Annotated in this window: 15 protein-coding genes; 1 reads left to right on the top strand and 14 read right to left on the bottom strand. The window is 57.1% G+C overall.

Annotation, left to right across the window (positions count from 1 at the left end):
- Positions 1–213: 213 nt before the first annotated feature.
- From NUW46_RS12380 to NUW46_RS12430, 11 genes are all read right to left on the bottom strand, one after another.
- Positions 214–993 (bottom strand): AraC family transcriptional regulator, encoded by a 780-nt coding sequence (locus tag NUW46_RS12380; protein ID WP_418140225.1) that lies wholly within the window; start codon positions 991–993, stop codon positions 214–216.
- Positions 994–1,106: 113 nt separating this feature from the next.
- The gene (tmk, locus tag NUW46_RS12385) at positions 1,107–1,739 is read right to left on the bottom strand and encodes a dTMP kinase (protein ID WP_418140226.1); all 633 of its coding nucleotides are present in this window, start codon (positions 1,737–1,739) and stop codon (positions 1,107–1,109) included.
- A complete protein-coding gene (gene mltG, locus NUW46_RS12390) occupies positions 1,736–2,800 on the bottom strand; it encodes an endolytic transglycosylase MltG (protein ID WP_305967330.1) in 1,065 nt (354 codons plus the stop codon). Before mltG ends, tmk begins: the two co-directional genes overlap by 4 nt.
- A 5-nt stretch (positions 2,801–2,805) precedes the next feature.
- On the bottom strand, positions 2,806–3,624 hold the full coding sequence (pabC, locus tag NUW46_RS12395) for an aminodeoxychorismate lyase (protein ID WP_305967329.1): 819 nt from the start codon (positions 3,622–3,624) through the stop codon (positions 2,806–2,808).
- An 8-nt stretch (positions 3,625–3,632) separates the two neighbouring features.
- Positions 3,633–4,880 carry a beta-ketoacyl-ACP synthase II gene (gene fabF / locus NUW46_RS12400; RefSeq protein ID WP_418140227.1) on the bottom strand — a complete coding sequence of 416 codons (1,248 nt, stop codon included), beginning with the start codon at positions 4,878–4,880 and terminating at the stop codon, positions 3,633–3,635.
- Positions 4,881–5,010: 130 nt separating this feature from the next.
- Positions 5,011–5,244 (bottom strand): acyl carrier protein, encoded by a 234-nt coding sequence (gene acpP, locus NUW46_RS12405; RefSeq protein ID WP_008174976.1) that lies wholly within the window; start codon positions 5,242–5,244, stop codon positions 5,011–5,013.
- Positions 5,245–5,378: 134 nt separating this feature from the next.
- Positions 5,379–6,122, bottom strand: coding sequence for a 3-oxoacyl-ACP reductase FabG (fabG, locus tag NUW46_RS12410; RefSeq protein ID WP_069183278.1), 744 nt, complete (start codon positions 6,120–6,122; stop codon positions 5,379–5,381).
- Between the two features lie 18 nt (positions 6,123–6,140).
- The gene (gene fabD, locus NUW46_RS12415; RefSeq protein ID WP_222464769.1) at positions 6,141–7,079 is read right to left on the bottom strand and encodes an ACP S-malonyltransferase; all 939 of its coding nucleotides are present in this window, start codon (positions 7,077–7,079) and stop codon (positions 6,141–6,143) included.
- Positions 7,080–7,191: 112 nt separating this feature from the next.
- A complete protein-coding gene (gene plsX, locus NUW46_RS12420; protein ID WP_366673952.1) occupies positions 7,192–8,193 on the bottom strand; it encodes a phosphate acyltransferase PlsX in 1,002 nt (333 codons plus the stop codon).
- Positions 8,194–8,236: 43 nt separating this feature from the next.
- Positions 8,237–8,416: a 50S ribosomal protein L32 gene (gene rpmF / locus NUW46_RS12425; protein WP_008174968.1), complete on the bottom strand. Its 180-nt coding sequence runs from the start codon at positions 8,414–8,416 to the stop codon at positions 8,237–8,239.
- A gap of 99 nt (positions 8,417–8,515) precedes the next feature.
- Positions 8,516–9,070 (bottom strand): YceD family protein, encoded by a 555-nt coding sequence (locus NUW46_RS12430; protein WP_136631979.1) that lies wholly within the window; start codon positions 9,068–9,070, stop codon positions 8,516–8,518.
- A gap of 137 nt (positions 9,071–9,207) precedes the next feature.
- Between NUW46_RS12430 and NUW46_RS12435 the strand changes: the two genes are divergently transcribed.
- A complete protein-coding gene (locus NUW46_RS12435) occupies positions 9,208–9,825 on the top strand; it encodes a Maf family protein (protein WP_222464771.1) in 618 nt (205 codons plus the stop codon).
- On the opposite strand, the gene NUW46_RS12440 is transcribed toward NUW46_RS12435, so the two are convergent.
- Genes NUW46_RS12440 through rluC form a run of 3 tightly spaced genes read right to left on the bottom strand, consistent with a single transcriptional unit; the run spans position 9,822 to position 12,614 of the window.
- Positions 9,822–10,865 (bottom strand): S49 family peptidase, encoded by a 1,044-nt coding sequence (locus NUW46_RS12440; protein ID WP_222464772.1) that lies wholly within the window; start codon positions 10,863–10,865, stop codon positions 9,822–9,824. The two genes, NUW46_RS12435 and NUW46_RS12440, sit on opposite strands and share 4 nt — an antisense overlap.
- Positions 10,866–10,911: 46 nt before the next feature.
- Positions 10,912–11,559: an HAD family hydrolase gene (locus tag NUW46_RS12445; RefSeq protein WP_136631982.1), complete on the bottom strand. Its 648-nt coding sequence runs from the start codon at positions 11,557–11,559 to the stop codon at positions 10,912–10,914.
- Entirely contained in the window at positions 11,556–12,614 is a 1,059-nt protein-coding gene (gene rluC / locus NUW46_RS12450; RefSeq protein ID WP_418140228.1) for a 23S rRNA pseudouridine(955/2504/2580) synthase RluC, read from the bottom strand. The genes NUW46_RS12445 and rluC overlap by 4 nt, the downstream gene beginning before the upstream one ends.
- Between the last annotated feature and the right edge of the window lie 311 nt (positions 12,615–12,925).

Below are 12,925 nucleotides of genomic sequence, written 5' to 3' on the forward strand. Positions count from 1 at the left end.
TATTCTTCTTTTGTTCCCGAATTCCATCTCAATTGAAGCAGGGATTTTTCCTTGTGGTAATTCCCTGAACCTGAGTGCGCAAAGGGCATTTGCGACTCTCACCCCGCACCGGGCTTCAGTCGCTATAAGTTAGTATTAGTGCGGATTTCAGGCTTACGAAATCCTACGATTCTTTTGCACAATCCTACGGGACTAATGAACTGAGGGGCCAAATCAGGCCACACGCTCGCCAACCTGTAATCGTGACGGCGTGGTCCCCTTGTATTTCCGCAAGGCATTTGTCAGCGCGCTTTGCGACGAGAAACCGGTTCGGTAACTGATTTCAGACACCGTAAGGGTCGTTGTTGCGAGAAGGTGCGCCGCCTGATCCAGGCGCGTCTGTAACAGAAACTGGTGCGGCGTTATGCCTGCAAGATCCCTGAACACCTCATGGAACCGGCTGACACTGAGGCAAACCTCTCCAGCCATGTCTTCAACGGTGATCTTCTTATGGAGATTTCTGAGGATGAAGCGGTGGATTGCATCAGGACTGATCGCATTCCGGTTTGAGGTGAAGGACTGGCCATCCGTGATCCGGTCAGCCATGCAATAAAGAATGCTGGAAGCCAGGTGCTGCTGGAGCGTTACATGATTGGGCGCGCGATCAAACTCGCCAGCGGCGAACTGGACGAGACCGTGCAGGCGACTATCCATTTGCAAGGTTCGCGGCTTTTCAAAGACCCGCATCATGCGCTCATAGTCGGCGTGAGCCGGAGAATTAACGGCGGGTGCAAGCGGATCCAGATTGATGACCAGAACATGGTTCTTGTCATTACCACGATAATCGTGTCGGGCCTCCGTAGGCACCAGATAAGCCCGCCAGGTGTCCAGGTAGGCCCCTGCTCCATCAACGCTCAACTCGGCTTCTCCACACACCCCGATAACAATCTGGTGGTGCTCATGCCAGTGCTGATGCGCGGCCGTGGGAAGCTTCAGAAGTTTCGCGTTAACCATTAAAACTGCCAGCGTTTAACTGAGAATGTTCCTCAATTAAAGCAGAACATTACAGAAAGTGCACGAATGGAACAAAAACGGCGGCAAAACCAGAGCATTTGTCGGACTTGAAACTATTGACCATTGACCCACCGGTTCAAAAGGCCCGACACCTGATCAGACACCTCTGAGAGCGGACGAGCGGCATCAATCACGTGATACCTGGCGGGCTGTGCCGTCGCCCTGGCAAGATAGGCATCCCTGATTCGCTGGAAAAAATCCAGATCTTCCTGTTCAAAGCGATCCAGTTCACCCCGCTTGCGAGCTCGGGCCATGCCTGTGTCCACGGGGGCATCCAGAACGATAACGTGGTCCGGACGAATGTCACCCTGAACAAGGGTTTCAAGCAAGGCGATTCGTTCTTCGGGAACGCCCCGACCACCACCCTGATAGGCAAAGGTCGCATCGGTAAAACGGTCGCACAGGACCCACTGGCCTCGCTCCAGTGCTGGAAGGATCCGCGTGTGGAGATGCTGCGCTCTGGCCGCGAACATCAGCAGCAGCTCGGTAATTTCATTCACCGGCTCGTCCCGGGGTGCCAGCAGGAGCTCGCGGATGGCCTCAGCCATGGGCGTACCTCCCGGCTCACGGGTAACAATATAATCAACACCCATCTGATCGAGTGTGCTGGCGGCGTTGGTCAACTGGGTCGACTTGCCAACGCCCTCGGTGCCCTCGAATGTTATGAACTGTCCCCGCGACTTCATCCGGCATCCTCATCAGAATCGGCATCCTGTGGCGCCGGCGAGGAACGGTAATCCTCACGTCGGTTTAGCTGAAACTCTCGCACCGCCTTCTGGTGCTCCGAGAGTGTGCGAGAGAACTTGTGGGTGCCATCACCCCGGGCGACGAAGTAAAGTGCATCGCCTTTGTCCGGGTGTAGCGCTGCATGAATGGATTCACGCCCCGGGAGGGCTATGGGCGTGGGAGGTAATCCATTGATTCGGTATGTGTTGTAAGGCGTATAGGTACGCAGATCCTTACGGCCAATCCTGCCCTGATAGCTGTCACCCATGCCGTAAATGACCGTGGGATCGGTTTGCAGCCGCATCCCCCTCTGAAGACGACGAACAAATACGCCCGCAACCTGATCCCGCTCATGGGGCGCTCCGGTTTCGCGTTCCACGATCGAGGCCATGATCAAAGCTTCATAGGGAGTGTCGTAAGGGAGCCCTTCTTCCCGCGCTGCCCACTCTTCGGCCAATACGGTTTCCATCCGGTTGAAGGCCCGCTTCAGAAGATCAAGATCCGATTCGCTACTGGTGAAAGCGTAGGTATCGGGAAAGAACCGACCCTCGGGATGCTCGCCTTCGGCGCCAACAGCCGCCATAATCTGCTCAGTGGTCCACTGGCCGGTCACTTTCTCCAGCCGCTCGGCGCGGGCCAGGGCTGCTCGCATATCCTTGAATGTCCAGCCCTCGATAAACTGCACATACCAGTGCTTGGTATCGCCGGACACCATGGCACCGATCATGTCCCTGGGGCTCATGCCGTCGACAAATTCGTACTCGCCAGCCTTGATCCTGGTTTGTCCAGGCTCAAGCCGACCATAGAGCCTGAGCCACAACCGGTCTGAAACCAGTCCTTGAGACTCAAGTCGGCCAACTACTTCAATAAAAGAACTGCCCTGGGGAACGTTAAAAAGCAGCGGCTCTTCGAGCATCACCGGCTTGTTCAGGCCTTGCAGACCCTGCCACACCCAGAGACCGGTTCCTGCCGAGGCGAGGACGGCGACACAAACGCACGCAAGCAATAACTTCTTGAGCAAACGATTTATTCCAGTGTTTCGAGAGGATTGAAGATTGTCGCAAGTCCGCCATCGACAGGCAAATCATGACCGGCGATAGTGCGAACCGGAACAATACCCAGCACGCTGTTGAGCAGAAACAGTCCCTGGCAATCTGGACCAAGCACATCGTCTACTGTGACTGGACGCTCTGTCACCGTATCCCCTCTTTGCCTGAGACGCTCCAGAAGCCACTGTCTGAGCACACCGGCAACCGCCAGGCTTGATGCCGGCGGTGTCAGCCAGCAATCGCCCCGGCGAAGCAGAAGATTGGTGCGGGTGCCTTCGACCAGATTGCCGTCGCGGTCCGCCATGATCACCTCGAATAGAGAAGGCCCGAGATCAGAGGCCGCCAGGACCTGTTCTATCCGGTTCAGAGACTTGATCCCCGCCAGCAATGGATTAACGGTCAGCGGCACTTTGGAGACATCAACCGCAACACCGGCTGGATCAGGCACAGGTGGCAAAGGTGAGGCAGAAACCATCAGGTTAGGCTCCATACCAGGGTCCGGGCGATACCCTCGCCCGCCACTGCCGCGGGTCAGCGTCAGTTTCAGAACCCAGTCCTCCGAATTGAAACGATCAGCGAAACGTTGCGCCGCCTCGACGCAAACGTTGGCGAGTTCCTTCCGGGAAACCTCGATTCCAAGGCGCGCGGCGTCACGAACCATTCGCTCCAGGTGGCGGGATAAAAGTACACCCCTGTGCCCGGACATCCGGATGGTTTCGAACAGCCCGTCACCATAGGCCAGACCACGATCACCGGCAGGCAGGCCGCCCTCATCTGCCCAGTAAAGACGAAACACGACGAGTGTCAGCCTTCGTAGCGACGGAAAATCAGGGTTCCGTTGGTACCACCGAATCCGAACGAGTTGGACAACGCCACTCGAACATCGGCCTGACGACTCTTGTGGGCCACAAGATCCAGCTCGCATCCTTCATCAGGATTATCCAGATTGATGGTGGGCGGCAGCACGCCATCGCGTATGGCCAGTACCGAGAAGATCGCCTCAACGGCACCGGCTGCGCCCAGAAGGTGCCCGGTCATTGATTTGGTACTGCTCATGGCCAGCTTTTCAGCATGTGCGCCGAATACTCTCCGAACAGCAGCCACTTCGGCGACGTCTCCGACCTGGGTAGAGGTGCCGTGGGCGTTGATATAGTCAATCTCGTCGGCGTCGAGGCCAGCGTCACGCACGGCATTGGCCATGGAACGGGCCGCGCCCTCGCCATCCTCCGGCGGCGCGGTGATGTGGTGGGCATCATCGCTCATGCCAAAGCCGACCACCTCGCCGTAGATCTTGGCGCCCCGCTGTTTCGCGTGCTCAAGTTCCTCAAGAACCACCACGCCGGCACCGTCACTGAGTACGAAGCCGTCCCGATCTTTATCCCACGGTCGACTGGCCTTTTCCGGTTCATCGTTTCGCGTGGACAGAGCACGCGCGGCGGAGAAGGCAGCCATACCGGTTCGCGTGGTCGCCATTTCAGACCCACCAGCCAGCATGACTTCGGCGTCACCGTAAGCAATCGTACGGGCAGCGTAGCCAATGTTGTGGGTGCCGGTGGTGCAGGCGGTGACAATCGCAATGTTCGGACCGCGATAGCCGAAGCGGATGGCAGCATTACCGGAGATCATGTTGATAACAGAGGCCGGCACGAAAAACGGGGAAACCTTTCGAGGACCGGACTTGTCCATGGTAAGAACGCTTTTCTCGATGTACTCGAGGCCACCGATGCCAGAGCCAATGGCAATACCGACGCGCTCGCGGTCAAGCCTGTCAAAAGATTCGAGGCCACTGTCGTCCACCGCCTGTTGGGCGGCAATCAGGCCGTAATGGATAAAGGCGTCGAGTTTCCGTGCATCCTTGGGGGACAGGTAGGGCTCCATATCCAGATCCCGGATGGCCCCTCCAATCCGTGTGTTGTACGCCGATGCGTCGAAGCGGTCGATCATACCAATCCCGCTACGTCCGGCCTGGATGGCTTGCCAGGACGACTCCACGCTATTGCCGACCGGAGACAGCATGCCCATGCCTGTGATGACAACTCGCCGTTTAGTCATAACCTGTTACACCTGATCTTGTCCGAATGAATCTGAACGCAGATTGAACCTGATTTTCAGCCAATAAAAAAGCCGTCCCTCGCTGTTTCACAAGGACGGCTTTTTGCCTGGCTTTCTTAAATGCAGAGTATCAGGTGTGCGCGACGATGTAGTCGATCGCGTCCTGAACACTTGTCAGCTTCTCGGCTTCCTCGTCAGGGATCTCGGTTTCGAATTCCTCTTCCAGTGCCATAACCAGCTCAACGGTGTCCAGTGAGTCAGCGCCAAGATCCTCTACAAAAGAAGATGAGTTCTGAACTTCGGACTCTTTAACGCCCAACTGTTCACAAACGATCTTCTTCACGCGCTCTTCAACTGTACTCATAATGTCCTCACTTTGTGTGTCAACCAAGCAACTCAAGTGCTGCCAGTTTAGTTTAAACCCTACCTGCAAACAAGCAGGGATTCTGATAAACATGTTGTGCGACAAGGAGTTGCGCACAGACCCCCACAGGGGGTCTATCCCATGTACATTCCGCCGTTCACGTTGATGGTTTCACCCGTCACGTAACCGGCTGCATCGGATGCCAGGAAGGCGACCACGGCGGCCACTTCTTCCGGCTCACCCAGACGACCCGCGGGTATGATTTCCAGCATAGCCTCGCGCTGCTTGTCGTCCAGTTTTTTTGTCATATCAGTGTCAATAAATCCCGGCGCCACGCAATTCGCGGTGATACCCCGGTTCGACATTTCTTTGGCCAGACTCCGGGTGAACCCTTCAACGCCGGCCTTGGCGGCGCAATAATTGCCCTGCCCCGGATTGCCCATGCCGGCAACTACGGAACTGATGTTAATGATCCGGCCCCATTTCGCCTTGGCCATGCCGCGCAGAACAGCCTTGCTGGTACGGTAGACGCTGGACAGGTTGGTTTCCAGAACCGACGCCCAGTCCTCGTCTTTCAAACGCATCAGCAGGTTGTCGCGGGTAATACCGGCATTGTTGACCAGGATCAGAGGCGCACCTGACTTCTCCGTCAACGCCTTGAGGCCTGATTCAATGCTGGCTGGATCTGCAACGTTCATGACCATGCCGTAGCCTTTGAAACCGGCCGACTGGAGGTCTTTGGTGATGGACTCGGCACCGGCCTCGCTGGTCGCGGTGCCAACGACTTCAGCGCCCTGCTCGGCCAGCGCACGGGCAATCGCCTGGCCAATGCCGCGGGTCGCACCGGTTACCAGTGCAGTTTTACCTTCCAGAGACATGAATAACTCCCTTTCGTTTCAGGACTGACCGAAGGCGTCCAGCGCCTTCGTCAGCGAGTCCGGATCTTCGATACCGTGAACGGCCAAAGTCCGGTCGATGCGTTTGGCAAGCCCCGCCAAGACTTTGCCGGTGCCGCATTCAACGGCGACCTCAACACCGTTGGCAACAAGAGCACGCACGGAATCCGTCCACAGTACCGGTGAATAAAGCTGCTTGAGCAGATTGGACTTCAGTGTAGCGGATTCGGTCTCGGCGGCAGCGTTAACATTTTGTATGACCGGGATGACAGCATCATTAAAGCGCACATCTTCCAGGGCTTTGGCCAACTCTTCAGCAGCGCCTTTCATCAAGGCGCAGTGGGAAGGCACGCTGACCGGCAATGGCATGGCCTTGCGGGCGCCTTTTTCCTTGCAGGCCTCAATAGCGCGATCAACCGCGGCTGCCGAGCCAGCAATGACGACCTGGCCGGGAGCATTGAAGTTAACCGCAGAAACCACATCACCCTGTGCCGCTGCTTCACAGGCGGCAACGACGTCGTCGTCCTCAAGACCGAGGATGGCAGCCATTTTGCCTTGCCCTGCCGGTACGGCGTCTTGCATGAGCTCACCACGCAGGCGAACCAGCTTTACCGCCTCAACAAAGTCGAGGCTTTCGGCGGCAACCAGGGCGCTGTACTCCCCCAGACTGTGACCAGCAAGGAAGTGCGGCGCAACACCGCCCGCAACAAACCACTGCCGCCAAAGGGCAACACTGGCCGTCAGCAGTGCAGGCTGGGTAACCATGGTTTTATTGAGTTCCTCGGCCGGGCCATTCTGGCAGAGCGCCCAGAGGTCGTAACCAAGCACGTTGGAGGCTTCAGCGAAGGTTCTGTCGATAATGGGCCAGGCTTCAGCGGCAGCTGAAAGCATACCCACCGATTGCGACCCTTGTCCTGGAAAAATAAAGGCTGATTTCATAAGCGGAATCTTATCGTCATTGGGTGGTTACGTGAGATTAGCCAATAGTACAAGTTAGGCAAATTATCGGCGAACGCGTGGTCAAACGGGGACAGACTTTAGTCTCAGGCACTCAAAGCATGAGATCGTCGAGACGCTCATTGATACGGCGGGGCACTTCCAGCTCAACTTCCCTGACAGCCTGACGAATGGCCGACAGCATGGCGCGCTCATTGGCGTTACCATGGCTTTTGATCACCACACCCTGAAGGCCGAGCAGGCTGGCACCATTGTGGCGGGAAGGATCCATCAATTGCAGAAGCCGACCAACAATCGGCCGGGCCAGCAGGCCGACCAGCCTGCCGTAGAGGTTCCGGGTGAACGCCTGTTCCATCAATTCGATCAGCAGACCTGCAACGCCTTCCCCGGTCTTCAGGGCGATGTTGCCAACGAAGCCGTCGCAGACAACCACATCGGCCACATCGCGAAACAGATCACTGCCTTCCACATAACCAATGTAGTTAATGCTGTCGCACTGGGCCAGCATATGAGAGGCCAGACGGACCTGTTCATTACCCTTGATCTCTTCTTCGCCAACGTTCAGCAGTGCAACCCGCGGCTCTGCCTGGCTGCAGATCGCAGAAGCCATCAGTGATCCCATCAGCGCGTACTGATAAAGATTTTCGGCAGTGGAGTCGACGTTGGCACCAAGATCCAGGACGTGACAACGTCCACGAAGCGAAGGAATCAGTTTGGCAATGGCCGGGCGTTCGATACCCGGATACATTCGGATAATGGTGCGACCAAAGGCCATCAGCGCGCCGGTGTTACCGGCGCTGACACAGCCCTGCGCCTCGCCATCCCGGACAAGACCCAGCGCAATGGCCATGGAGGAATTCTTCTTGTGGCGAAGGGCGTGGGAGGGGCGCTCGTTCATTCTGACCACATCCGCCGCTTCGACAATGCGGATTCTGGCATGCCCTTCACGCAACAAAGCCTCAAGCTCGCTCCGGATTCCCACCAGAACGATGCTCAAGGCTTCGTTTTCACGCACCGCCTGCAATGACGCGGCAACCACAACGGCTGCGCCGCGGTCGCCACTCATGGCGTCAATCGCGATGGTGACCGGCTTCACCGTTCTGCCATCCGATTCCTGGCGATGCATAGCGGCAACGAGATTACTCGTCGCGTGCTTCGATCACCTGCTTGCCACGGTAAAAGCCGTCCGGAGACACGTGGTGACGACGATGTACTTCACCTGTGGTCGCATCAGTGCTCAGAGCAGCGGCGCTCAGGGCGTCGTGTGAACGGCGCATGCCACGCTTGGAACGGGTCTTACGGTTTTGCTGTACAGCCATGATTATGCTCCTGACCTGTTAACGTAAACTTTGTCTTGCTGAACAAGTAACGTCTGTTCGTTAAATGTGCGCCGGCTTCCCAAGGGAGACCGCGCCCGGTTAATGCTTTGTCTTTTTGAGTTCCGCCAGAACACTGAACGGATTCTCGCCCGATTTTCTTACCGGCTCTGCCTCGGAGCCATCAGGCTCAAATGCTTCCAGATCTTCCCGAGCAGGGCATTCATCCCGTTCGTGAAGCGGAAATGGTGGCAACACCAGCAACAACTCGTCTTCCACCATGGACCAGAGATCCGCGGTGAAGTCATCGGTCAAAAACGGCTCAAGCTCTTTCGGTAGCTGTTGGGCCTGCTCGTCACTGGTGACCAGCCCCAGGGTGAACCCGGACTCCAGAGTCACACTCATAGGACCCATACACCGCTGACATTCCAGATCCACGGGAGCGGTCAGCTCACCCGACACCACGCGACGCCGTTCACCATCCATAAAGAAAGACAGTTTTACCCGGCACGCGGCACCTTCCGAGAACCCGAGAACCGCTTCGCGAAAACGGCCTAGCCCGCTGATAGGAATCTCTCCCTCCAGTGTGCTGTTCTGTTCCGCTAACCGGTAAGGATCAACAGATTTGGGCAACTCGGCGTTGGACGCGTTTGACATAGGCGCGCAATTTTAGGGGCGCAGCCCTCTGGTGTCAAAGACTTCGTTGCTTTTTCACGGGGGTTCCCGTGCAGATAGGTGTAATTTACGATAACCGCATCTCAATTACCGGGGCCAGGCACTCAAAGGACCTATCGATGACCCGAAAACCGCTTTTACTCGCGTCTTCTTCACCCTATCGGAAAACGCTTCTGGAACGGCTGGGCCTGCCGTTCACCTGCGCTAGCCCAGACGTCGACGAATCGCCAGAACCAGACGAATCCGGAGAATCCCTGGCCACGCGCCTGGCCGTAAACAAGGCCCGTGCACTGGCGGACCGCTTTCCCGGGCACTGGATCATCGGTTCAGACCAGGTGGCCTGCCTACCGGACGGTTCGGTGCTGAGCAAACCCGGCGGCCATGAACAGGCAGCGCACCAATTGCGTCAGAGCAGTGGCCACAGAGTCTTGTTTCTGACAGGCCTGGCACTGCTCGACGCCGACTCCGGAAAGCTCGAAAGTCTCTGCGAACCTTACAATGTCCGGTTCCGTGAACTGACTGACGCGGAGATAGAAGCCTACCTGCAGCAAGAAAAACCCTACGACTGCGCCGGCAGCTTCAAGATGGAAGGCCTGGGCATCACACTGTTCGAAGCGCTTGAAGGCCGGGACCCTAACAGCCTGGTAGGGCTGCCGCTGATCGCCCTGAACGACATGCTTCGGCGCTGGGGCCGGAATCCCCTGCTGGAAAACCGGCCTGAGCCCGAAAAAACTTAACGAAGCTCGAGACGGGACTCGACCAACTGACTGGCGACCCCCTCGCCAAAGGCGACACCAAGCTGATCGACAATATCCTGGAATGGCGACTTGCGACGACTGTAGTCCACAAGCTTTTCCTGCCCGATGATCTGCCGAGCCACGTGTGAAGCACTGCCTAACCCATCGGCCAGCCCAAGCTCAACGGCTTGCTCGCCACTCCACACCAGACCACTGAACAGTCTTTCGTCATCTGACAGGCGATCACCACGCCCCTGCTTTACGGCTGCAATAAACTGTTGATGGGTGTTTTCCAGCACGCTCTGCCAGAACGCCACCTCCTCTTGCTCCTCCGGAGAGAACGGATCCAGGAAAGCCTTGTTCTCGCCGGCGGTATAAAGACGGCGATCCACACCGATTTTTTCCATAACCCCGGTAAACCCGAAACCGCCAGCCACAACGCCAATGGAGCCAACGAGGCTGGCACGGTTGGCGTAAATTTCATCCGCTGCGGCCGCGATATAATAGGCTCCGGAGGCACCAATATCGGAGATCACGGCGTAAACCTTTTTCGCGGGGTATTCCTCCCGCAAACGCTTGATCTCGTCGTAAACATAACCCGCCTGGACCGGACTGCCGCCCGGACTGTTGATGCGCAGAATCACGGCCACAGAGTTCGGCTCCTCGAAGGCCGTTCGAAGGGAACCAACGATGTTATCAGCGCTTGCCAGCTCGTCAGCGGCGATCGGACCATTTATTTCTACCAGAGCAGTATGTTCCCCTGCCACACCTTCCAGAGAGTCGCCGATGGGAAACTTGAACATGAACAGCAGAGCGATCAGATAACCGAAGGTCAGAAATTTGAAAAAGATGCCCCAGCGCCGACTTCTTCGCTGCTCGGCCTGAAGCGACATCACCAGCTTTTCAATCAGCTTCCAGTCACGGCCGGATTCCGGCGGAAGTTTCGGCGATTTACGCCCGAACAGCGGCTTACCCTCCTTCTCTGGCTCTACCGGCTTATCCCCCCAATCGGCAGGCTTGTCAGATTCCCAGTCACTCATGCACGCATCCTGTCAGCAAATTCGATGAATTCGGTCTGTCTACAACCTACAACCCCAGCACCCGACGAAGGTCAGGCACCGAATCAACAATGGCGTGCGGCGAGTAATCGCCCAGCACGTCCCGCTTGTGGACACCCCACTCAACCCCGATGGAAGGCATGCCAATACGCCGGGCCATTTCCAGGTCATATCGGGTATCACCAATCATCACCGCCTCTTCCGGCTCAATGCGGTAGAACCGAAGGATCTCCTCAAGCATCGCCGGATCAGGTTTTGAGCGGGTTTCATCGGCGCATCGGGTAATTTCGAAGTGGTCACCCAGGCCACTGGAGACCAGAGCAAAATCCAGCCCGCGCCGGCTCTTGCCAGTAGCAACGGAACAACTTCGCCCGGATCCACGAAGATCTGCTACCACCTCGGCCATCCCTTCAAACACATTCTGGGGTGTTGTCACCTTGCTGAAGAAATAACGCGCGTAACCTTCCCGGATATTATTCATTTCCTCACGACTGATGCCCGGGTAGAGTTTTTCCAGCGCCTCGACCATGCCAAGGCCGATAATATCCCGGTAGGCCTCTCGCTCCAGGGCCGGATAGCCCAACTCGGTCGCAGCTTGGTGCAGACTGTCGGCAATGTGCTCAACTGAGTCCACCAGGGTCCCGTCCCAGTCAAAAATAACCACTCTGACGTTCATTGATCGGATCCTTTAAGACGCCCAGAAAGCTTCCTGAGTACGTCGTTGAATGCATCGTCGTAAGGCGCCTCCAGGCGCATCGACTCACCGGTGACCGGCAAGGTGAACTCCAGGGCGCGGGCATGCAGCATTAATCTCTGCCCGCCAATGGAGCGGAATGCTTTGAGGCTGACATCATCCATATACTTGTCGTCACCCGCAATCGGATGACCGGCCCAGGCACTGTGAACCCGGATCTGGTGTGTCCGCCCGGTAATCGGCGAGGCCTCCACCAGACTGTAGCCGGCAAAGCGTTCCAGGCAGCGAAAGGTCGTCAGGGACGCTTTCCCAGAGTCATCAACCCGAACCCGGCGCTCTCCGTTTGGCATTTCATAGCGCAGCAGGGGCACATCGACCCGGTCGATACTGGCTGGCCAGTCGCCGGCAACCAGCGCATGATAGTGCTTGCGAATGCGCTTCTGTCGCAGCTCATCCTGCAAGAAACGCAGTGCCGATCGCTTCTTGGCTACCATGACCAGGCCGGATGTATCGCGATCCAGACGATGAACAAGCTCCAGGAATTTTGCTGACGGACGAGCCGAACGAAGCACCTCAATTAACCCGAAGCTCAGCCCGCTGCCGCCGTGAACCGCAATACCGGAGGGCTTGTTGACCACCAGCATCTGGTCGTTCTCGAACACAACGGCCGCCTCCATGACGCCCTGAACCCGGGAACCTGGCGCCACCTGCTCCGGTTTTTCCTTGCGGGTAATCGGCGGTATGCGCACCTGATCACCGGTATTCACGCGGGTATCCGGCTTCACACGCCCCTTGTTCACCCGAACCTCGCCCTTGCGGATTATTCGATAAATAATGCTCTTGGGCACACCACGCAGCTGGGCAAGAAGAAAGTTATCCACCCTCTGACCGTCGTTATCCTCATCCACGGTAACCCGCTGAACGCCCAGACGAACTTCGCCTCGGGCAGCAGCATTCCCACCGCCAACCTCACTTGTCCTGACCGGCTTATCGGGCCTGGTCCGGGGTGGCTTTTTGCTGGCTGACTTTCGGGACATGAAGTTCCTTGGATGATGGAGTAGCTACAGGATTGAACGGGTGCATGAATACTGTTATATTCCGGCGTGCTCTGCCGTTTGTCTACGGCCTGACCAACTCAAGTCAGAAGCCGGAGCGGCAGAAGTATACCGACACTATTCGAGAGTTTGAACGCCGTGCGCCCAATCACTACCGGGAACGGCGAGAGAAATGCTCCCGGAGGACCAGGACAGATCTTCACAAGACTGCATCCTGTACCCGGGAGAAAGAAAAACCGCGCAGAAAACCGCGGGCGACATCGCGAAGAATCATTGCCACCCAGGGCCGGGCC

Origin of the sequence: Marinobacter sp. MA, assembly GCF_048298425.1 — a bacterium.
Classification (GTDB): Bacteria; Pseudomonadota; Gammaproteobacteria; order Pseudomonadales; family Oleiphilaceae; genus Marinobacter; species Marinobacter salsuginis.